We start from the raw sequence: 19,490 nt of genomic DNA on the forward strand, positions 1-19,490 counted from the left end.
ATGGATTCCGCTCAAAGCAAATCGCCGCCATGGCATTCCGCCGTCACCCTGATGTGGCGCAGTCATCCCTGGCTGACGCTGGGCACGGTCCTGACGGGCCTCGTCAGCGGCGTCGCGTCGATCGTGGGCGTCGGGTTGATCAGCACCGTGCTGCGTGACCCGGACGATCGACAGACGCTGTTGCTGATCTTCATTGCGGTGAATGTCGTCGCGGTGGTCTGCAGGAGCTGCGCTGCCGTGATGCCCTCCTATGCCTGCATGAAAGTCATGACGCGATTGCGCGTCAACCTGTGCAAAAGGATCCTGGCGACCCCGCTGGATGAAATCGACCGGCGCGGCGCCCCCAATGTCCTGACCATGCTGACGCAAGACATTCCGCAACTGAGCCAGACCCTGCTCACCATCCCGACGATCATCGTTCAATCGGTCGTCCTGATCTGCAGCATCGCCTATCTCGCCTACCTCTCCTGGATCGTGTTCGCTTCGACGATCATCCTGACCCTCGTCGGCCTGGTGCTTTATCTGTTTTTCTATCGAAAGGCGGTCAATTTCACAGAGCGGGTTCGCGATGAATTCGTCCAGTTCAACGAATATACCCATGGCCTCGTGTTCGGAATCAAGGAGCTCAAGCTCAACCGGGCCAGGCGACGCTGGTTTACCCGGGCCGCGATCGAGTTGTCGTCGAAGCGCGTGGCAGGCTTCAATTACATCGAACGCTTCTGGTTCATGAGCGGCGACAGCATCGGCCAGATCACGGTAGCGGTCCTGCTCGGATGCCTGCTGTTCGGCGTGCCTTCGCTCGGCGTCGTGGACCCGTCCGTACTCACGGCGAGCATTCTGGCCGTGCTCTACATGATGGGGCCCTTGACCATGCTGATCAATATCCTGCCGGTGGTGGCCGAAGGCAAGACCGCGCTCGCCAGGCTGGCTGAATTCGGTTTCCTGATCGACGACACGCAGGATTCACGCAAGGAGCCGCCCTCTCCGGGCACCGTGGAATCCCCAACGACGAAGTCATGGAAGGTCATCGAGTTGAACGAGGTGACGATGAACTACCGTGACAACGCGTCATCGGTCGACTTCGTGCTCGGCCCGATCAACATGACGATTCATGCGGGGGAGCTTGTCTATGTCATCGGCGGAAACGGCAGCGGCAAGAGCACGTTGGGCAAGGTGCTCAGCGGCCTCTATGCGCCTACCGGCGGCACCATTTCCCTCGATGGAAAAGTCATTGACGACGCTGCCAGGGAACGCTACCGAAACCTGTTTTCCGCCGTCTTCACCGATTTCCATTTGTTCAATCGCATCATAGGACCGGATCGGGGCAACGAAAGCATCGAGCTTGCGCGGAAATACCTCGAAACCCTGAAACTGGCGGACAAGATCGAGATTTCCGGCCGGACGTTCTCGACAACCCGGGCCTTGTCGACCGGGCAACGCAAGCGCCTGGCGTTGCTTTGCGCGTACATCGAGGATCGTCCGATCTATATCCTGGACGAATGGGCCGCCGATCAGGATCCGGTCTTCAAGCGATTTTTCTATGAAGTGCTGGTACCCGATCTGAAATCCCGCGGGAAATGCGTCGTCATCATTACCCACGACGATCAGTATTTCAAGCTGGCGGATCGGGTCATTCGCCTGGATAGCGGCCGCATCTTCTCCGATACGGCCCTGTGCGACGCCCGGGCGGAAGCTGCCGGATGAGCGGCGATCCGGATGCGGACACGGTGCGCGCGGTCTGTCGCCGACGGGCGGAACAGCCGCCGCGCGCCGTACCGGATTCGGCGACCGGCGATGCTGCGGCTGTCCCGGCAATCCGTTACAGACGCGTGCGCGGGCGGGTGTTTAAATCATGTCGGCATCCATGCGCACAAGCGCAGCTTCAACGTCTCATCAGGAATCCTTTCATGGAGTTCAGCAGATTGTTCGCACACGTCGGCGAAGCGATCTCGAGCAGCGGCAGCCGACGTTTCCCCCGAATGATGTACAACCTGATCTCCGCGGCGGTCCCCGTCGACGAGATCCGCATTTCGGAGCTTGCGGTCGACGCCGCGCCCGACGGCAACCCCGGGGTGCGCAGCCTCGGTGCGGTCGGCGCGGTCGGTGCGGCGCTCGCGAAGGCCGACCCGGCCGCTGCCTGTTGCGGGCCGCAGATGCCGCCGCACCCGGCTGCGAGCCGCCTGCACGTCGACGACACGCTCGCCGGCCACGACCCGATCCACGCGCAGCTCGACCGTTTCGTCCTCATGCAGGCGGCGATCGTGTCGCCGCGTTGCGCGCAATTCCACCTCGTGACCCGCAAGCGGGGCTACTGTTACGTGATCTCGTTGTATCGCACGAGTACGTTCGACGATTTCTCGCCGCTGGAGCGGACCTTCCTCAAGGAACTCTCGCACGTGCTGTTTCCGATCGTCGCGAGCCATGTCGCGGCGCGCGATTCGGCTGCACCGGCCGCCCGTATGATCACCGCCGTGCCGCCGGCGACGCAATCGGGCCGGGAGCGCGTGGCGCGGCGGTTCGCCGACCGGCTGCGGCAAGCCGGCGTCAAGCTGTCGACGCGCGAGATCGAGGCCTGCACGGCACTGCTGGCCGGCGACACGGTGCCCGCCATCGCCGCACGTTTCGCGCTGCGCGAAAGCACCGTCGAGACCTACCTGAAGCGGGCAGCCGTCAAGCTGGGCTTCGGCGGGCGTCATGGCCTGACGCGCTGGATGCTCGACGAGACGGCCGGAGCCGCGACGGAAGCCGGCCGGGACGGCGCGAGAAGCGTGCGGCGCGACTACGCGCCGCCGCGCATCGGAACCTGACGGCCCGCTGCCCGAACGCGCATGCGTGGCGGCATGGCGTGCGTCAGGTGCGGCACGCCAGGCACTTCAGCGCGCGCAATGCCGACGCAGGCGACGCACGAAACAACAGGGGACGGCTGCCGCCGGCCTCCACCTCGAGTCGCACGCCGGCAATCCGGCCGGCGACGCAGCTCGGGCGGCCACACCCGGTGACATCGTCGTCATCGCCCGCTACGACGAGCGTCGGCGCGGGCGCGCGCGTCAGCCGTCCCGGCACGTCGGCCGGCGGTGTTCGTCGTGCGTCGACGGTGTGACGGCGTCAGGCCGCCGACGCGCGCGGCACGGAATCGTCGATCATCCATTTCGTGAGCCCGTGCCGGCCGCTGATGCCGAGCTTCACCGCGGCGCGCTTGATGTACGTCTCGACCGTACTCTCCTTCACACCGAGCTCGCCGGCCATTTCGCGCAGCATCTTGCCCGCGAGCAGGCCGAGGCACACTTCGTTTTCACGTGCCGACAGCGCAACCCCGGCGCGCGCGAGCCGCGATTCGAACTCGTGGCGCAGCGCCTCGACGCCGGGCATGCCTGCCGCCGCACCGGGCGCCGTCGCGCATTCAAGCTCGCCGTGCCGACGCGTCGACGCATGCCACTCGACGAGCGGCAGCAGCGTATCGGCGAAATTCTTCAGGAACGACATCTCCTGCAACGAGAAGTCGCGATGCGATGCCGTGCGATGCAGCGAGATCACGTAGCGGCGATTCGCCTTGCCCGACACGAGATGGCACTGAAATCCGCCGCCCGGCCCGCGTGGCGGCGCGACTTCGCCGCCATTGCCGCTCCGCATCAGCGGATTGATATGAATGAGCTGCCGGTCGCAGGCCGCCAGGATCCGGTTCAACGGCGGATGCGCGGCCGGTTCCCGCGCGTCGTGCGCGGCCGGCGCGCCGCGCCCGTCGCCGCCCGGCGCGCCGAACGCGCCGAGCGACTGGACGCGGACGACTTCGCCCGCCGGCTCATCGAGCGTCCATTCGGTCATCCGGGTGATCGCGAGCGGAATCGATTCGACCAGCAATGCATGCATGTCGGATGCGAAGCGCTCACTGCCGGCGCTCGAAATCACCTTCCCGAGCTTCGCGAACATCTGATTCTCCTTGTTGTGCGTGCTTGACGACGTGGCGCAACGCCGGCGCGGGCGAGCCGGCACGGTTTGCGCGGCACGCGTCTGGCCGCGCTGCGTCGCGCGCCTTCTTCGGCGGGCCACGCGCCGCCGCCATCGCGTGCCGATGCGTTCGGCTCACGCGAAACGACGGCGCGCCGTTCCCTGTTCAGCCCGATGCGAGATCGCATGCGGGGACGGTGGCCGCGCCGCACTCAACGGTCGGCTGCGGGCCCAATGCGTCGGCACCTCATTCGCGAACGCGCCAGCGCGCGTCGAATGGCTCGGCAACGTGGCGCGGGCCGTCGGGCGAGCATCCATAGCCCGCGATCCGTAAGACGCAGTGCGTGTGCGAACGATCTTCAGGCGCGGCGAGTGCCGCCTCGGCACCGACGATCGAGCGATCCGATGACAAGCGTGAAACAGGCACGATGTTTCCTCCGTATTGGACGGCGCGATGCGGTCGGCGTCGCATTGATGGACGATCATGACTGGCGAAGCCGCAACAGGTTGAAACGTCCATTTCAAGCGATGCGCGTTGCTGAATGAAAACGCGTCGCCGCCGGACGTGCTGAATACCTGAATTGGAAAACCCGGCGCCGCCCCGGAGTGGGCGCGTGCCCGGCGAATTCAACGAAAAATCGCGATCAAAAAGCGCAACGATTCTTTCCATTGAATTTTATCCATGTATATCCCAGCCGCGTATGATAGCGACGATTTAAGACATTTGCGGTTAACCTGACATCTATTTTTAAATCACGCCGCTCGCGAACCGGAAATCGCTCAATCCACACGCCACCCATTGGCATGATTATGAATGCGCGGATAAACCAAAATCTGTTTACCACGAACTTTTGCAACAATCACCCAAGCGACGCATACCACGGATTTTCATCCGGGCGCCTTATTCGATCAAAGAATTTCCGAATTTCACCATACCCACCCGCTCACCGAGCTGGCTTCAAATATTGTCTACCGGACGTTATTTCGATTCGCTCAACGATCGATTCAATTCGCGCGGCGGCAAAGCATAATTTCCGCCTCCAGCCTATGACAGCTTGCCATCGACACCGGCGTTGCAAAATATCCACAAAGGGCGATGCCACCTCTCGTCATGAAATTTCCATATTAAGTAATCGGAAATTCGCCAACCCAGCCGCTTGCTACCCGACAGATAAATTGCTAGGCTTTCGACCGAAATACATGACATATCGTCAATCAATTTTGAACATCGGCCTGGTTTATTTAAAAAACCGAAACATGGGAATTAATATTCACGTGAAATCATTTTTTATCGATCGCCTCGGCTAGCGCTTCGCCACACGCGATTTCGTCGAATCTCCCTATCTGCTTGCCGCCAGAACGGGCCGACGGTCAATTGAAGAAATTGCCCGGCGGTTTTTCGATTTCCTTTTAGACACCCATGGGGATGCGCGGCCGCGCATTGCCGAACGCACCGTCTTTTTCAATCCCGGCCTGCCAACGCGCAACGCTTTCCACGCGCCGCGCCTGCTCGAATTGCCACACGAGTCTCAACGCGTCATTTGTCGTCTTTCCAATCTGCAAAACAATTCCGAACAATTGGAGCACACCATGAGTCACGACTTCCGAGACGAACCTGCGCCGCGTCGCGCCTTCCTGGCCGACATGGCGAAGCTCGCGGCGGCCGGCATCGTCACCGGCTGGACCCCGCTCTATCAGATTGCGGCGCATGCGCGGACGGCCGGCGACACCCCGCCCGGCTTCCCGGCCGACATCCCGCTTTACAAGCAGGCGTTCCAGAACTGGAGCGGCGAAATCGCCGTGCAGGACGCATGGACCGCCGCGCCGCGCTCCGCCGACGACGTCGTCGCGACGGTCAACTGGGCGCGCGCAAACGGCTACCGGATACGCCCGCGCGGCTACATGCACAACTGGTCGCCGCTGACGCTGGACCCGAGCGCCGGCGCCGCGAACCTCGTGCTGCTCGATACGACGAAGTCGCTGACGGCCGTCTCCGTCGACACGACGGCGCGTCCGGCGCGCGTCACCGCCCAGACGGGCGTCTCGCTGGAGTCGCTGCTCGCGACGCTCGAGCAATATGGCCTCGGCGTGATTGCCGCGCCCGCACCGGGCGACATCACGCTCGGCGGCGCGCTCGCGATCGATGCGCACGGCACCGCGGTGCCGGCGGCCGGTGAAACCTTGCAACCGGGCCAGACCTACGGCTCGCTGAGCAATCTCGTGGTCGCGCTCACCGCGGTCGTGTTCGATCCGGCCCGGCAGCAATACGTGCTGCGCCGGTTCGAGCGCAGCGATCCCGAGATCGGCGCGTTCCTCGCGCACATCGGGCGCGCGTTCATCGTCGAAGTCACGCTGACGGCAGGCCCGAACCAGCGGCTACGCTGCCAGAGCTACGTCGACATTCCGGCATCCGAACTGTTTGCGCCGGCCGGCGCGACGGGCCGCACGATCGCGTCGTTTCTCGACGCCTCGGGCCGGGTGGAAGCCATCTGGTTCCCGTTTACGACCAAACCGTGGCTCAAGGTCTGGACGCCGACGCCCAGCAAGCCGTTCCTGTCGCGCGCCGTCACGCAGCCGTACAACTATCCGTTCTCCGATTCGATCTCGCAGTCCATCTCGGATCTCGTCAAGCGGATCGTGATCGGCGGCGAAGGCGGATTGACGCCGCTGTTCGGCCAGACGCAGCTGGCCATCACGACGGCCGGTCTCGCACTCACGCTCAGCGGGGACATCTGGGGCTGGTCGCGCACCGTGCTGCAGTACATTCGACCGACGACGCTGCGCGTCACCGCGAACGGCTACGCGGTACTGGCGCGGCGCGCCGACGTGCAGCGCGTGATCAGCGAGTTCGTGCAGTTCTATCAGAACCGCGTCGACACGTACAAGGCGCGCGGCGAGTATCCGATGAACGGCCCCGTCGAGATCCGTGTCACCGGTCTCGACAAGCCGGCCGATGCCGGCGCGGGCGCGGTCGTGCCGGCCTTGTCCGCGCTCAAGCCGCGCCCCGACCGGCCGGAATGGGATACCGCCGTGTGGTTCGACATCCTGACGTTGCCGGGCACGCCGGCCGCCGATCGCTTCTATCGCGAGATCGAGCAATGGATGCTCGCGAACTACACCGGCTCGTACGCGACGGTGCGCCCGGAATGGTCGAAGGGCTGGGCCTATACCGACGCGGCCGCCTGGCAAGACGACACGATGCTCACCACCACGATTCCGAACCTGCATCGTGAAGGCCAGCCGGCGTCGAGCAACTGGGATACGGCGCGCGCGACCCTCGAACGCTACGATCCGTACCGGATCTTCCGGTCGCCGCTGCTCGACCGGCTGATGCCGTAGCGCTACCGGCGCAAGCCGCCCGCCACGGCTTCACCGGACGGATCACGATGACCGTGCGCGAACCAGACAGGTTCAAGGTCATTCAGGACGTGGCGAACGGCAGCGTCACGGCGAGCGCCGGCCGGGCGGCGCAATGCTTCATCACGCGATACGACACCCAGCCGCCCGCGCCCTTGACGACGAGCATCAGCGTGCGGAACAGGCCGAACGCCCAGGTCGCGCCATGCATCGGCACGAGCGCCTTCAGCACCACCGGCCAGTCGCTCTCCAGCACCGACACGACGACGCCGAGCAGCATGCGGTCCCGCAGGTGGACGGTCATTGGCCGTCGTTGCCGCCGGACTCGAGCAGCAGGTACTCGCCGTCTTCCGCACTGCCGCAGCCGATCTCGACGAAGCCGCACGCGGCATAGAACGCCAGCGCCGGCGCGTTGGCGCGCAGGCACTTGAGCCGGTAACGCGTGGCCGGCCAGCCCGGCAGCGCGCGCAGCAGCGCCCGGCCGACGCCGCTCCGGTGGTACGGCCGGTGCACGTGCAGGTGGTGGATGAAGTGGTCGGGCTCCCAGACCGACACGAAGCCGGCGAGTCGCCCGCCGTCGTCCTCGGCGACCCTCAGCCGCTCGCCTTCCGTCTGGGCCTCGAAGTCGGCCAGCTGGAACGCGCCGGCCGGCTGCCAGACGAAGGTCTCGCGGCGCGAGCGCAGGAACAGCTCGCGCAGGGCCAGCGTATCGGCGGCCACGGCGTCACGTACGATAATCTTCATGATTCGCTTACCTCGCGGCAGTTGTGGTTGCCGGGCCGGCACAGCCTGGCAGGCTCTCCATCACGTCGGCGACGAAGCGCTCGGTGTCCCAGCTGTGGTTCATCGTCGCGCCCAGCCGTGTGATGACCGCGCGGCACGACGACACGTTGCTGAGCCCCGCCGGGCAGCGTGACTGGTTGCGCGCGTCGCAGCACACGGTCGGCTTCCGCGAGTTCGACGGTGGGCACTTCTATCTGTTGGAAAACCCGGCCGTCGTTCAGCACGCGATCGGCGAGGCGTTGGCCGATGCGGTACGGTGCGACACCGCTGAGGCTTCGTCCAGCCAGTGCCGCCGACATCGACGCGCGCCGTGATGCCGGCACTCGCACGCTCGCCAGGACGGCCAGACGCCGCGACGCATGCATCACACAGCGCCGTCGCGCCCCTTCGGAAACACGCCGCGGCTCATCGCGTCGAGTTGCCGGACGATCTCCGCGCGCAACTCGGCCGACACCTCGATGCTGTCGAGCAGTTTCGAGATCCACAGCCCGTCGGCGGCGAGCCGGCAAATCATCAAGGTCGCGGCCTGCTCGAGCGGCACCGGGTCGGGCCGCGTCCATTCGCGCATCGGCACCGACCATCGCTCGCGCGTGTCCTGGTCGGTAATCATCGACGCAACCAGCACGCGCAGCACATCGGTGCTCGCAGCCGGATGCGACTCGTCGAGCACCGCATGCACGTACGCCCGCGCCGCCGCACCGCCGCCGTCGGCATCCGCCGCCACCCGCGCGGCCATCTGCGCGGCGAACCGCTCGGTCGCCTGACCGAACAGCGCATCCAGCAACCCCTGCTTGTTCGCGAAGTGATATTGCAGCGCGCCCTTCGTCACGCCGGCGCGCTCGGCCACCGCGTCGAGCGTCAACGCGGCCACGCCGTGATGTGTCGCGATCTCCGATGCGGCCGCCAGCAACTGCGCGCGCACCTGATCGGGCGCTTTTTTTCGACGCACGCCGGCGGTGGCGACAGCCGGCGCCGACGATGCCTCAGGCGCCCGCGCACCGGCCGTTCCAGCCGGTTCGGCGGGCGCGGACGCAGCGTGCGGCGCAGGTTCGAGGTGTTTTTTCATGGTGCGGATGGTAGCACCCGGCGTCTCGATATAAACATTCCGGCCGGATGGTATGATCCGCCGCATGACGACATCCACCCCCTCCCCCTGGTCCGCGCTCGATACCGCCATCGCCCGCGGACGCGACGCCCTCGTGCGTCTCCAGCAGCCCGACGGCAGCTGGTGTTTCGAACTCGAATCCGATGCGACGATCACCGCGGAATACATCCTGATGATGCATTTCATGGACAAGATCGACGACATCCGCCAGGAGAAGATGGCGCGCTACCTGCGCGCGAACCAGCGGCTCGACACGCACGGCGGCTGGGCCCTGTACGTCGACGGCGATCCGGACGTGTCGTGCAGCGTGAAGGCGTACTTCGCGCTGAAGGCGGCCGGCGACAGCGAGCATGCGCCGCACATGATCCGCGCCCGCGACGCGATCCTGAAACTCGGCGGCGCGGCTCGCTCGAACGTGTTCACGCGCATCCTGCTCGCGACGTTCGGCCAGGTGCCGTGGCGCGCGACGCCGTTCATGCCGGTCGAATTCGTGCTGTTCCCGAAGTGGGTGCCGATCTCGATGTACAAGGTCGCGTACTGGGCGCGCACGACGATGGTGCCGCTGCTCGTGCTGTGTTCGCTGAAGGCGCGCGCCCGCAATCCGCGCAACGTCTCGATCCGCGAGCTGTTCGTCACGCCGCCGGACGAGGAACGTCACTACTTCCCGCCCGCGCGCGGCATGCGCAAGCTGTTCCTCGCGCTCGACCGCACGGTGCGTCATGTCGAGCCGCTGATGCCGAAGGGCCTGCGGCAGCGCGCGATCCGCCATGCCGAGGCGTGGTGCGCGGAGCGCATGAACGGCGAGGACGGGCTCGGCGGCATCTTCCCGCCGATCGTGTATGCCAATCAAATGATGCAGGTACTCGGCTACCCGGACGATCACCCGCATCGCCGCGACTGCGACGATGCGCTGGAAAAGCTGCTGGTCACGCGGCCCGACGGCAGCGTGTATTGCCAGCCGTGCCTGTCGCCGGTGTGGGATACCGCGTGGAGCACGATGGCGCTCGAGCAGGCGCGCGGCGTGGCGGTGGCGGAAGACGGCGAGCCCGGCGACGCACGGCGCGCACTCGACGAGCGCATCGCGCGCGCATATGACTGGCTGGCCGAACGCCAGGTGAACGACCTGCGCGGCGACTGGATCGAGAACGCGCCGGCCGGCGTCCAGCCGGGCGGATGGGCGTTCCAGTACGCGAACCCGTATTACCCCGACATCGACGACACGGCGGTCGTCACCGCGATGCTCGATCGCCGCGGCCGCACGCACTGCAACGCGGACGGCACGAACCCGTATGCGCCGCGCGTCGCGCGCGCGCTCGACTGGATGCGCGGGCTGCAATCGCGCAACGGCGGCTTCGCGGCGTTCGACGCCAACTGCGACCGCATGTACCTGAACGCGATCCCGTTCGCCGATCACGGCGCGCTGCTCGATCCGCCGACCGAGGACGTGTCGGGCCGCGTGCTGCTGTGCTTCGGCGTGACGAAACGCGCGGACGAACGCGCATCGCTCGCGCGCTGCATCGACTACGTGAAGCGCACGCAGCAGCCCGACGGCAGCTGGTGGGGCCGCTGGGGCACGAACTACATCTACGGTACGTGGAGCGTGCTGGCCGGCCTCGCGCTCGCCGGCGAGGACAAGTCGCAGCCGTATATCCAACGCGCGATCGAATGGCTGCGCTCACGGCAGCATGCGGACGGCGGCTGGGGCGAGACGAACGACAGCTACATCGACCCGAAGCTGGGCGGCACCAATGGCGGCGAGAGCACGTCGAACTTCACCGCGTGGGCGCTGCTCGCGCAGATGGCGTTCGGCGACTGCGAATCCGATTCGGTGAAGCGCGGCATCGCGTATCTGCAGTCGGTCCAGCAGGAAGACGGCTTCTGGTGGCACCGCTCGCACAACGCGCCGGGCTTTCCGCGCATCTTCTACCTGAAGTATCACGGCTATACCGCGTACTTCCCGCTGTGGGCGCTCGCGCGCTATCGGCGGCTGGTGGGCGCAGCGGCGGCGCGGGCGTCGGCCGCGCGCGGTGCGGCGGCGGTCGCCGCACCGGACACGGCGGTCGCCTGAGCGCTCACGTGGCGGCGCAAGGCCGTCACACGAAGCCCTCGTCGACGAGCGTACAACCCTGCGCCGTGATCTCGTGCCGCTGGCCCGAGCCCCCGGCCACGCGGCTCCAGCTTTCGGACACGAGCACGGCCGCGGCGCCGTCGTTGCGCAGCGCATAGCCGAATCCGCCGTACATGCCCGGCACCGCGAACCACATGCGTGCGGCCTGCGCGTCGAGTTCAAGCAGCGGTTCGAGTTCGGGCAGGCGCAGCGCGTCGACGCGCAAGTGTGCGATGCGGCCGAGAATCATCTCGTGGAAGTGGCGCTGGATGTCGCGCAGCGTTTCGTCGGGTACGAAGCGCCGCGGCTGCGGCGTCAGCAGATCGACGAGATGTCGATGCCCGCGCTGCTCGGCAAGATCGACCGGGCGCGCGCCATGTGCATCGCGCAGCATGCGCCACGCGCCGAGCTGCAACAGCTCGACGACAACCTCTTTCGGTGCGCCGCCGCAGGCCGCCTGATGCAGCGGCGTATAGCGCGACGTGCCGCCCAGCCGCGTCGCGTTGACGAGCCCCGGCTGTTTCGCCACGAGTTCCAGCATCGTCGCCCAGTCGCCGTTGCGCGCCGCATCGGCCAACGCGTGCCGGCGCGCGACCTCGGCTTCGTCGAGCACGTCGGCGCCCGTGATCCCATCCCATGTGATGCTCAATCGGCTCTCCTCGAGTTTCGCGCCAGCGCTATCGTAGCGCGATCACGCAATACCTCTTCGGATAGACGACGCATCGAGCACGCCATGATCCAGCAGCAGGTTCAGAAGCTGGCGGCGTGATTCGATGCCGAGCCGACGCGCCTGCCGCGCCCGCGCCATCCATGTTGCCGCCGCACGCGCCGAGCGCGCCGGCCAAGAGCAGCCCCCAAAGCAGCCGCGCGCGAGTGGTCTTCCGCATGTTCCCCCCTGACTGGACTATCCGGACACGCCCCGGAGATCGGCCCGGATTCTGCCCAGGGGATGCGATGCACGTATTTCGTTTTGCAGAAGCGTGCCGATACAGGTATCGGTTTTTTTGGGGAGAGCCGGCCAGGTGGAACGGCCGGCTTGTCGGTGGAAACGTTACCGCCGGCCGTCGAGCGCCGCGAGGATCCCGTACGCGGCCTTCACGCGGTCCTCGTTCGGATAGCTGCGGTTCGCGAGCATCACGATCGCGATCCGCTTCGACGGAACGAACGCGACATAGGTACTGAAGCCGTTGGTCGAGCCCGTCTTGTTGATCCACGTATCCGCGCTCGGCGCGAGCGGCGGCTCGATCGCGGTGGCCGGCAACCCGTCGCGCAGCATCTTCATCGAGTTGCCTTCGAGCAGCGTCGGCAGCGCGACCGGATACGGATACTGTTCCCAGATCAGGTCCTGCGTCAGCGGCCCCGCGCGGAAATAGCCGGTATGCGTGCGTTCGAGCGCGCGCTGCAGGCGCGGCGCGGTTCCGGTCAGCCCCATGTTCGCCTGCACGAAGCGCAGCAAATCGGCCGCCGTGGTCCGCACGCCGTACGCCGGCTGCCACAGCATCCCGCCTGTCATCCGGATGGGCTTGCCGTCCTGCGTATAGCCCTGCGCGTAGTCGGCCTGGCGTGCTTCCGGCACGTCGATGTACGTGTGCATCATGCCGAGCGCGGGAAAGAGCCGCTGCTCCATCAGCGCCGCGAAATCCTTGTGCATCGCCTTCGCGGTGAGCCACCCGAGCATGCCGACCGACACGTTCGAATAGGTCCGGTACGTACCCGGCGCATGCGCGGGCCGCCACGCGCCGAGATAGCGGATCAGGCCTGCGTCGTCGCGGATGCTGTCCGGCACCTGCACCGGCATGCCGCCGGACGTGTGCGTACCGAGCTGCAGCAGCGTCAAGACACCGAACGGCTTGCCCTGCAGCGCGGGCAGGTACTTGGCAGCCGGGTCGGTGAGCGACAGTTCGCCGCCCTCCTGCGCGTCGGCCGCGAGTGTCGCGGTCAGTGTCTTGCTGACGGAGCCGATTTCGAACAGCGTATCGCCCGTGACGGGCTTGCCGGTTTGCGTCGACATCACGCCGTAGTCGAACACGTAGGGCTTGCCGTCGGCGACGATGCCGACCGCCATGCCGGGAATCGCATACTGCTTCATCAGCGGCGCGATGTGGCGGGTGACGGTGTCGTGGAGGTCGTCCTGCGTGGCGGCGGCCGCGCGGCCGGCCGTGGCGGCGGCGCACGCGGCGACGAGCAGGGTCGCGGCGAAGCGTGTCGCGTTGAATCGCATGGTTGCGGTTCCCTTGATATCTGATGGTTGCGTGGACAACGGATCGGGCCGCGCCACGCGGAAACCGCATGGCCGGCCTGCCGAAGCAGGACTATCGCCTGTCGGCGCGCCGCCAACAATCGACGATATGTTGCGCGAGCCTAAAGAAAAACTAATGAGATACCCGAAGCCTTGCCTTGCCCGGACGCCATTCCACGAACGTTCGCCGGTTTGCCGGAAAACCTGTCGGTTTTAACAGCATGCAATCCGACGGCCGAATCGCACCGCGTCGAAAATCGGTGAAAAGGAGATAAGTCTTGTCAGATCCGCATACGCGGGTACGCGGCGCGATCGAACGGGCATCCCGACGCGCGCGCGTGCACGGCGGCCATGATCCTGCGCGGCTACGGACACCGCGCGGGCGCATTCGGCTTCGCCCGCGACGACGCGCATTCCCGCCATCGCTACATCGACGAACTCCGGCGGCACGCCGAGGGCGGTCATCCGGCAGCGATGGCCGCGTTATCGGGTTTCCTCTGCGACGGCCGCGACAAGTCGCACTACAACTACCGCGAAAGCGTGCGCTGGATCCTGGGCGCATAGGCCGTCGCACCCGACGACGAATACGTGCTCAACATGACACGCGCGTGCCACGAGGACGGCATGCCCGGCAAGCTGTTGTACAAGCTGCACCGAAAGCAGATCAAGGCGCACGAGATTCCGGGCAGCGACAACGCGATGGTGTGAGCCCCAGGGCGACGAATGCGCGGGCCCACGGCCGGGCCGGATGAATTCATCGTGCTCGCCCGGCACGATCGTGACCGGTACGGCGATCGTCGCGGGATCCCGCGCGCTGTAATCCGGTTGCGTGCGCATCGTTTCGCCGACCGCCGCGGCGAATGCGTCGAACCGGTCCGGCGTCGCGCACGGTTCCGCGTCGTCCTTGCGGTGCCGCGCGAAGCAGCGGAACAGGGCCGGTCGCCGCGCGGGCTGCGGCCGCAGCCGGTCAGGCCTGCGTCGACACCAGCCCGCCTGCCGTCGAGCCGCCGGTTTTCTCGATCGCCGCCGCCAGTTGCGAGATCGCGGTCGCAAGCGCGCCCGAGATCGCGCCGGCTTCCGCGCTCAGCGACTGCTGTTCGACCGCGGCGGCCGGATCGTCCTTCGCGCGCTGCGCCGCGCTCGCCATCTGGCGCTCGATCGTGGCCAGCTGTTTCTGCAGCCGGTCGATCAACGCTTTCAGCTGGGCAACCGCCGGGCTGTCCGACGAGCCGCCCGAGCCGCCGAGCGTTTCGCCGGTGGCGCCGGTCGAACCCTGCGTGCCGGTGGTGCCCGTCGTGCTCGTCGTGCCTGTGGTGCTCGTCGCACCGGTGGGATTCGTCGCGCCGTCGGTGGACGACGTTGCGGCGGGCGCGGCCGAGTGGGTCGCCGCGGCGCCCGACGACGTATTCGCGGTCAGGCTGCCGTCCGCCAGCGGGGCGCGCGTGGTTGTGGAGAAATCGATTTGCATCGTGTCGGTCCGTGAGTCGGTTGTGTCGGTAAACGACGAATCGTGACGGAGGCAGGAACTACCTTCCAACTCGTTTACGGCATTCGTCACACGAAACTTGAGTCTCGGGGACGGACGGGATTGGCCGAAGATCGCCGCGTTTTCGTCGCGAAAGGGCCAGATTGGCGACACGGCGGCGCTGGTAAAATCGCCGGTTTGCCGGCCCGGATTCGCGCGCCGACTGCCTCCGGGCTCGAGCGGGCGACGCCGCCGGCCTCGACTCCCGTCCTTCCGGGTTCGGCGCGCCCGCCACGCGCGTTGGCGCCGCGGTCGAGGCTTCGCGGCCGGCTTTTCCGTCCGCCGGCACGCCCCGCGCGCCGATTCGCGCGGCGCACTCCGTTCGGCGCGCACTCACTTCATCACGCATTCGAGGAACACACGATGGCCCGCATCGGCGCCTTCTGCATCACGACGTGGCTTGCCGCCGCGATTCTCTACTTCGGCCAGCACTCCGTCGCGATGATCGTGTTGAGCGGTGTCGTCGTCTTCGGCGGATTCGATCTGCTGCGTCCGTAAGCGCGCGTGGCGCCGCCGCCCTGCGCGGCCGCGACGGCCGACGCGACTGTGATAGCCTCTCCCGCACCATCCATCACGCGCACGCCTCGCCGGCGAACGGGAGACAGGAACTTGAATCGCGACCTGAACCGCCATCCAACGGCGCTCGCCTGCAAAGTGTGTTCGGCCCAGGCGCGCATCTGCGGCCTGGTCGATTTTTCGCGCTGCGGCGCCGATGTCATCGCCGGCAAGTAAGTCGACCCGTATGCCGGCATCCCGATCTACTACCACGCCTGCGAGCAATGCGGCTTCACGTGGGCGCCCGCGTTCGACGACTGGACGCACGACGATTTCGCGCAGCATGTGTACAACGCCGACTATGCGCGCCACGACCCCGATTATCTCGAGATCCGTCCGCAACAGCACGCCGACCTGATCTGCGGCAGTTTTCCGGAAATGCGCGAAGGCCGGATTCTCGACTTCGGCTCGGGGCTGGGCTTGCTGGAACGAAAGCTGTCGTCGCGCGGCTTCGCGGACGTCACCTCGTACGACCCGTTCTCGCACCCGGTTCCGCCCGAAGGCCGGTTCGATACGATCCTGTCGTTCGAAGTGTTCGAACATCATCCGGCGCCGCTGGATCTCTTCGACCAGATCGCGCGTTACCGGAAGCCCGACGGCGCGTTGCTGTTCCAGACGTCGCTGATCGACCGCGACATCATCGAACGCGGCATCGATCAGTGGTGGTACTGCGCGCCGCGCAACGGGCACCTCTCGTTTCACACCACGCGGTCACTGACGCTGCTCGCCCAACGCCACGGGCTCGAATACGGCGCGTTCAGCTCCGAGCTGCACGTCGTCTTCGATCGTGCGGCGACGCCGCGCTGGCTCGACAGGTTTCTCAAGCCGTAACGGCTTGCCGGCCCGCCGGCAAGCAACGAGCGCCGCGCGCATTCACGCGGCGTTTCACCGGCTGGCTCCCGCTCCCGCTTGCGCGGCATCACGCGGCACACGCCACCGTCAGCAGAGCGCGAACGTCGGCACGGTGGGCGCGACCGTCGCGGAACCGGCGGCGCCCGATGCCGGATCGGTATCGCCGTTACAGCCGGCGAGCCAGCGCATCCTGGCGAGTGCTGCGCTGTACGACAGGAATTTCCGGCGCGATTTCGATGTCGTGTCGTTCTCCCGAATTGCGTCGTTTCGACGGGCACACACGGCAGCCCCTGCGCGCGCCCGCTTGCGTTTATCGCGCGCCGGCCTGGCGCATGCGCGTCGCGGCCGACGATCCGCCGGCCGTCATCTGCGTGTAGTCCGCATTCGGACCGGACGGCGGCGTCAGGTTGTCGGCGGCCGCCCACTGCGTCGGCGTCGCGGACAGCGCGTAGCGCATCGTGCCGCCATTGGCGATCTTGCCCAGCGGCAGCCATGAACCCGCGTAGTCCGCGCCGTTGACCTTCAGCGACTGGACATACGCAAACGACGGGCGCCCCGCACTGTCGATCGTCACCTGCTGGTCGCTGTCGAGCCGCAGCGTCTTGCCGTTGCCGAGCCAGACGGTGATCCCGCTGAACTGCGGCGTGGACAATGCCAGCCCCGCCTCCGACGGAATGACCGGGAACATCCCGAGCGCCGCCCACACGTACCAGCTCGACGTCGCGCCCATGTCGTCGTTGCCCGGCAGCCCGTCGCGGCCGGTCGTGAACGCCTTCGACATGATGATCGGGATAACGTACTGTGCGCCGCTCGGCTGCCCGGCCCAGTTGTATCCCCACGGCGACTGGAACGACGGTTCGTTGCCGATATACAGGTGGTTCGACGATTCGCCGCCGTTCAGGCTGCCGGAGGACGGTACGGTCGAGAACGGCGTCGTGATCGCAAACAGGTTGTTCAGCCGCGTGACGGCCGCCTGCTTGCCGCCGATCGCGTCGATCAGCGCGCTCCAGTCCTGCGCGAAGGTCCAGAAGTAGTTCGGTTCCGTCGATTCGTGGAACGCACCCTGCACGAGCGTGCCCAGCGTGCCGGGCGCCGAGCCGGCCGGCGGCGCGTTGCGCGCGGCGATCACCTTGTTCGTGTCGTCGAAGATGTTGCGCCACCACCCCGCCCGCGTGTACAGCGTGCCGATGTCGTCGGCCGTCACGCCGACCGACGGCGCGTTCAGCACGCTGGCGGGCAGCGCCTGCAGGAATGCGGCGGCGGAACGGTCGCTCAGGACGCGCTCGATGGTTGCCGACGACGAGTGACCGTCGTCGCTCTGCGACAGGTAGTGGGCCGTCAGGAAATTGGCGAGCCCCGCTGCGCTCGTACGGTCGTTGCAGGCGCTGGACGGATCGAACACGGACTGCTTCGTCAGGCGTGCGGCCGACACCAGGTCGAAATCGGTCGCGCCGAACTTGTACGCACCGGCAATCACGTTCAGCGCGTTGTCGCCTGCCATCGGCGTCGAGTCGTCACTGCCGTCGACCCAGTGCGGGAACGCGCCGCACTGCAACGCGTCGACGACGAGCGACTGCATCATGTCGCTCGACTCCTTCGGTGCGAGCAGCGCCAGCAACTGCGCCTGCGACCGGTAGGTATCCCACAGCGAGAAGCCCGTGTAGTGGTCGCCCGTGCCGCCCAGCGAGCCGTCGGCGCGCCGGAATGCATAGTCGCCAACCCTGGCCGTCGCGCGCGGCGCAACGGTGCCGGTCTGGTCGACCGACGTCGGATAGCTGCCGTCCGCGTTCCTGGGCTGGCGCATGCTGCGGAATTCGCCGTTCGTGTCGCTGTAGAGCGTCGGCGTGCCGAACACGCGATAGAGCGCGGTGTAGAACTTCGTCAGATTCGCCTTCTGCGTCGCGTTCAGCGCGGCGGGGGTCGCGGCCTCGTCGATCTGGATCGTGTTGAGCCGGTCGTTCCACAAGCCGGACGCGTTCTTGCGTGCGTCGTCGAACGCGAGTTTCTCGCCTTCGGCCTGCAGGTTCGCCTGCGCATTCCGGACGCTGACGGACGACACCCCGACTTTCACGGTGACGGTCCGGTCCGCGTCGGTCAGGTCGAACTGCAGCGTCGCCGCGCCGTTGCTGGCGGTATTCACCGCCGACGTGCCCGCCTGCTTGCGCAGCGGCTTGTCGAAGGTCGCATAGAAATACACGGGTGCGTTCCAGACCGTGCCGTACGGCGTGCAGAACGCGGGCGCCACGGCCTGCCCGCTCATCGACTTGCCGTCGCTCGCGAGCGCCAGCGCGACGTGGTTCGCGGTGACTTTCGTGGCGCCCGCATCGCTGTTGCCGTTCAGCTTCGCGTCGATCGAGAAGAAGCCCTTGTCCTTGTTCGTGTACGTGAAGCGCGCGATGCCGGAGCGCGCGGTCGCGCTCAGTTCCGTCACGATGCCGTTCGACAGCCGGACCTTGTAGTACCCGGGTTCGGCCGTTTCATCCGCGTAGCGGTACCCGATGCCGACCGGCCGGCCGCCCGATGCCAAGCCCGTCGCCGCATCGGTCGGCAGCATCGCGACCGTGCCCTGTCCCGGGCACCCGACACCGCTCAGGTGCGTCACGCTGAAGAAGTCGATCGTGCCGCCCGTCCCGCCCGACGACAGGTAGCCGCCCGAGCCGTTGAAGTCGTCGCGCGGCGTGTTCGGCCCGAAATTCACCATCCCGAACGGCACCATCGCACCCGGGCTCACGTTGCCCGCGTAACCGGAATCCGCGTTGACCTGCGTGCCGATCAACGGATTGACGAACTGCGTCAACGCCATGTTGCTGCGTTTCGGCGCAGCCGGTTGATCGGGCCGGGACGGTTGCGACGGCCCCGCGGTCGGCGGCACGGTCGACGGCGTGTCTCCCGCGCCGTTGTCGGCCGTCCGAACCCCGTTCACGTCGTCGCCGCCGCACGCGGCCAACGCCGCGCAAGTCATCGCGGCGACGAGCAAGAGTCGTGGATGTTTCATTTTTCGTTTAGCACCGTTAATTAAAAC

General features: G+C 66.6%; 20 protein-coding genes and 1 pseudogene. 9 read left to right on the plus strand and 12 right to left on the minus strand.

Going from position 1 to position 19,490, the window contains the following annotated elements; translation table 11 throughout:
• Both LGN17_RS20720 and LGN17_RS20725 read left to right on the plus strand, forming a co-directional pair.
• Nucleotides 1-1,704, plus strand: coding sequence for a cyclic peptide export ABC transporter (locus LGN17_RS20720; RefSeq protein ID WP_226198429.1), 1,704 nt, complete (start codon nucleotides 1-3; stop codon nucleotides 1,702-1,704).
• 203 nt (nucleotides 1,705-1,907) lie between these two features.
• Nucleotides 1,908-2,807: a helix-turn-helix transcriptional regulator gene (locus tag LGN17_RS20725; RefSeq protein WP_226198430.1), complete on the plus strand. Its 900-nt coding sequence runs from the start codon at nucleotides 1,908-1,910 to the stop codon at nucleotides 2,805-2,807.
• Nucleotides 2,808-3,105: 298 nt separating this feature from the next.
• Here the strand turns inward: LGN17_RS20725 and LGN17_RS20730 are convergent, their stop codons facing one another.
• From LGN17_RS20730 to LGN17_RS20740, 3 genes are all read right to left on the minus strand, one after another.
• A complete protein-coding gene (locus LGN17_RS20730; protein ID WP_226198431.1) occupies nucleotides 3,106-3,927 on the minus strand; it encodes a helix-turn-helix domain-containing protein in 822 nt (273 codons plus the stop codon).
• A gap of 265 nt (nucleotides 3,928-4,192) precedes the next feature.
• Complete coding sequence (locus LGN17_RS20735) at nucleotides 4,193-4,615, minus strand: hypothetical protein (RefSeq protein ID WP_226198432.1); 423 nt, start codon at nucleotides 4,613-4,615, stop codon at nucleotides 4,193-4,195.
• 740 nt (nucleotides 4,616-5,355) lie between these two features.
• Nucleotides 5,356-5,532, minus strand: coding sequence for a hypothetical protein (locus LGN17_RS20740; RefSeq protein ID WP_226198433.1), 177 nt, complete (start codon nucleotides 5,530-5,532; stop codon nucleotides 5,356-5,358).
• 3 nt (nucleotides 5,533-5,535) lie between these two features.
• Here LGN17_RS20740 and LGN17_RS20745 point away from each other — a divergent pair, with 3 nt between their 5' ends.
• Nucleotides 5,536-7,284: a cholesterol oxidase substrate-binding domain-containing protein gene (locus LGN17_RS20745; protein ID WP_226198434.1), complete on the plus strand. Its 1,749-nt coding sequence runs from the start codon at nucleotides 5,536-5,538 to the stop codon at nucleotides 7,282-7,284.
• Between the two features lie 82 nt (nucleotides 7,285-7,366).
• Here the strand turns inward: LGN17_RS20745 and LGN17_RS20750 are convergent, their stop codons facing one another.
• Nucleotides 7,367-7,606, minus strand: a complete 240-nt coding sequence (locus LGN17_RS20750) for a hypothetical protein (RefSeq protein WP_226198435.1) — start codon at nucleotides 7,604-7,606, stop codon at nucleotides 7,367-7,369.
• Complete coding sequence (locus LGN17_RS20755) at nucleotides 7,603-8,046, minus strand: GNAT family N-acetyltransferase (RefSeq protein WP_226198436.1); 444 nt, start codon at nucleotides 8,044-8,046, stop codon at nucleotides 7,603-7,605. The genes LGN17_RS20750 and LGN17_RS20755 overlap by 4 nt, the downstream gene beginning before the upstream one ends.
• A gap of 83 nt (nucleotides 8,047-8,129) precedes the next feature.
• Here LGN17_RS20755 and LGN17_RS20760 point away from each other — a divergent pair, with 83 nt between their 5' ends.
• Nucleotides 8,130-8,399, plus strand: coding sequence for a hypothetical protein (locus LGN17_RS20760; protein WP_226198437.1), 270 nt, complete (start codon nucleotides 8,130-8,132; stop codon nucleotides 8,397-8,399).
• A gap of 50 nt (nucleotides 8,400-8,449) precedes the next feature.
• Here the strand turns inward: LGN17_RS20760 and LGN17_RS20765 are convergent, their stop codons facing one another.
• Entirely contained in the window at nucleotides 8,450-9,151 is a 702-nt protein-coding gene (locus LGN17_RS20765) for a TetR/AcrR family transcriptional regulator (protein WP_226198438.1), read from the minus strand.
• A gap of 52 nt (nucleotides 9,152-9,203) precedes the next feature.
• Between LGN17_RS20765 and shc the strand changes: the two genes are divergently transcribed.
• A complete protein-coding gene (gene shc / locus LGN17_RS20770; RefSeq protein ID WP_226198439.1) occupies nucleotides 9,204-11,258 on the plus strand; it encodes a squalene--hopene cyclase in 2,055 nt (684 codons plus the stop codon).
• A 25-nt stretch (nucleotides 11,259-11,283) separates the two neighbouring features.
• Here the strand turns inward: shc and LGN17_RS20775 are convergent, their stop codons facing one another.
• Both LGN17_RS20775 and ampC read right to left on the minus strand, forming a co-directional pair.
• A complete protein-coding gene (locus LGN17_RS20775; RefSeq protein WP_226198440.1) occupies nucleotides 11,284-11,946 on the minus strand; it encodes an ankyrin repeat domain-containing protein in 663 nt (220 codons plus the stop codon).
• 402 nt (nucleotides 11,947-12,348) lie between these two features.
• The gene (gene ampC / locus LGN17_RS20780) at nucleotides 12,349-13,518 is read right to left on the minus strand and encodes a class C beta-lactamase (RefSeq protein WP_226198441.1); all 1,170 of its coding nucleotides are present in this window, start codon (nucleotides 13,516-13,518) and stop codon (nucleotides 12,349-12,351) included.
• Between the two features lie 369 nt (nucleotides 13,519-13,887).
• Here ampC and LGN17_RS20785 point away from each other — a divergent pair, with 369 nt between their 5' ends.
• On the plus strand, nucleotides 13,888-14,100 hold the full coding sequence (locus LGN17_RS20785) for a hypothetical protein (protein ID WP_226198490.1): 213 nt from the start codon (nucleotides 13,888-13,890) through the stop codon (nucleotides 14,098-14,100).
• 177 nt (nucleotides 14,101-14,277) lie between these two features.
• Here the strand turns inward: LGN17_RS20785 and LGN17_RS20790 are convergent.
• Both LGN17_RS20790 and LGN17_RS20795 read right to left on the minus strand, forming a co-directional pair.
• A pseudogene (locus LGN17_RS20790) lies at nucleotides 14,278-14,475 on the minus strand (alpha/beta hydrolase); the annotation flags it as partial.
• Nucleotides 14,476-14,503: 28 nt separating this feature from the next.
• On the minus strand, nucleotides 14,504-15,004 hold the full coding sequence (locus LGN17_RS20795) for a hypothetical protein (protein WP_226198442.1): 501 nt from the start codon (nucleotides 15,002-15,004) through the stop codon (nucleotides 14,504-14,506).
• 420 nt (nucleotides 15,005-15,424) lie between these two features.
• On the opposite strand from LGN17_RS20795, the gene LGN17_RS36535 reads away from it, so the two are divergent.
• The 3 genes from LGN17_RS36535 to LGN17_RS20800 all read left to right on the plus strand — a co-directional run bounded on the left by LGN17_RS36535 (nucleotide 15,425) and on the right by LGN17_RS20800 (nucleotide 16,447).
• Nucleotides 15,425-15,559, plus strand: coding sequence for a hypothetical protein (locus tag LGN17_RS36535; RefSeq protein WP_006767081.1), 135 nt, complete (start codon nucleotides 15,425-15,427; stop codon nucleotides 15,557-15,559).
• A 111-nt stretch (nucleotides 15,560-15,670) separates the two neighbouring features.
• The gene (locus LGN17_RS36540; RefSeq protein ID WP_264166005.1) at nucleotides 15,671-15,793 is read left to right on the plus strand and encodes a hypothetical protein; all 123 of its coding nucleotides are present in this window, start codon (nucleotides 15,671-15,673) and stop codon (nucleotides 15,791-15,793) included.
• A 108-nt stretch (nucleotides 15,794-15,901) separates the two neighbouring features.
• Nucleotides 15,902-16,447: a class I SAM-dependent methyltransferase gene (locus LGN17_RS20800; RefSeq protein WP_226198443.1), complete on the plus strand. Its 546-nt coding sequence runs from the start codon at nucleotides 15,902-15,904 to the stop codon at nucleotides 16,445-16,447.
• A 108-nt stretch (nucleotides 16,448-16,555) separates the two neighbouring features.
• On the opposite strand, the gene LGN17_RS20805 is transcribed toward LGN17_RS20800, so the two are convergent.
• Together LGN17_RS20805 and LGN17_RS20810 are read right to left on the minus strand one after the other, a co-directional pair.
• The gene (locus LGN17_RS20805; RefSeq protein ID WP_226198444.1) at nucleotides 16,556-16,750 is read right to left on the minus strand and encodes a hypothetical protein; all 195 of its coding nucleotides are present in this window, start codon (nucleotides 16,748-16,750) and stop codon (nucleotides 16,556-16,558) included.
• A 28-nt stretch (nucleotides 16,751-16,778) separates the two neighbouring features.
• On the minus strand, nucleotides 16,779-19,463 hold the full coding sequence (locus tag LGN17_RS20810) for a GH92 family glycosyl hydrolase (RefSeq protein ID WP_226198445.1): 2,685 nt from the start codon (nucleotides 19,461-19,463) through the stop codon (nucleotides 16,779-16,781).
• Nucleotides 19,464-19,490: the final 27 nt, after the last annotated feature.

The sequence above is a fragment of the Burkholderia sp. AU30280 genome (genome assembly GCF_020420125.1).
In the GTDB taxonomy this organism is placed as follows: domain Bacteria; phylum Pseudomonadota; class Gammaproteobacteria; order Burkholderiales; family Burkholderiaceae; genus Burkholderia.

Excerpts from the sequence above, each read along its gene's own strand:
- LGN17_RS20720 (WP_226198429.1), top strand. The coding sequence starts at position 1 with ATGGATTCCGCTCAAAGCAAATCGCCGCCATGGCATTCCGCCGTCACC.
- LGN17_RS20725 (WP_226198430.1), top strand. The coding sequence starts at position 1,908 with ATGGAGTTCAGCAGATTGTTCGCACACGTCGGCGAAGCGATCTCGAGC.
- LGN17_RS20730 (WP_226198431.1), bottom strand. The coding sequence starts at position 3,927 with ATGTTCGCGAAGCTCGGGAAGGTGATTTCGAGCGCCGGCAGTGAGCGC.
- LGN17_RS20735 (WP_226198432.1), bottom strand. The coding sequence starts at position 4,615 with ATGGAAAGAATCGTTGCGCTTTTTGATCGCGATTTTTCGTTGAATTCG.
- LGN17_RS20745 (WP_226198434.1), top strand. The coding sequence starts at position 5,536 with ATGAGTCACGACTTCCGAGACGAACCTGCGCCGCGTCGCGCCTTCCTG.
- LGN17_RS20750 (WP_226198435.1), bottom strand. The coding sequence starts at position 7,606 with ATGACCGTCCACCTGCGGGACCGCATGCTGCTCGGCGTCGTCGTGTCG.
- LGN17_RS20755 (WP_226198436.1), bottom strand. The coding sequence starts at position 8,046 with ATGAAGATTATCGTACGTGACGCCGTGGCCGCCGATACGCTGGCCCTG.
- LGN17_RS20765 (WP_226198438.1), bottom strand. The coding sequence starts at position 9,151 with ATGAAAAAACACCTCGAACCTGCGCCGCACGCTGCGTCCGCGCCCGCC.
- shc (WP_226198439.1), top strand. The coding sequence starts at position 9,204 with ATGATCCGCCGCATGACGACATCCACCCCCTCCCCCTGGTCCGCGCTC.
- ampC (WP_226198441.1), bottom strand. The coding sequence starts at position 13,518 with ATGCGATTCAACGCGACACGCTTCGCCGCGACCCTGCTCGTCGCCGCG.
- LGN17_RS20785 (WP_226198490.1), top strand. The coding sequence starts at position 13,888 with ATGATCCTGCGCGGCTACGGACACCGCGCGGGCGCATTCGGCTTCGCC.
- LGN17_RS20795 (WP_226198442.1), bottom strand. The coding sequence starts at position 15,004 with ATGCAAATCGATTTCTCCACAACCACGCGCGCCCCGCTGGCGGACGGC.
- LGN17_RS36535 (WP_006767081.1), top strand. The coding sequence starts at position 15,425 with ATGGCCCGCATCGGCGCCTTCTGCATCACGACGTGGCTTGCCGCCGCG.
- LGN17_RS20810 (WP_226198445.1), bottom strand. The coding sequence starts at position 19,463 with ATGAAACATCCACGACTCTTGCTCGTCGCCGCGATGACTTGCGCGGCG.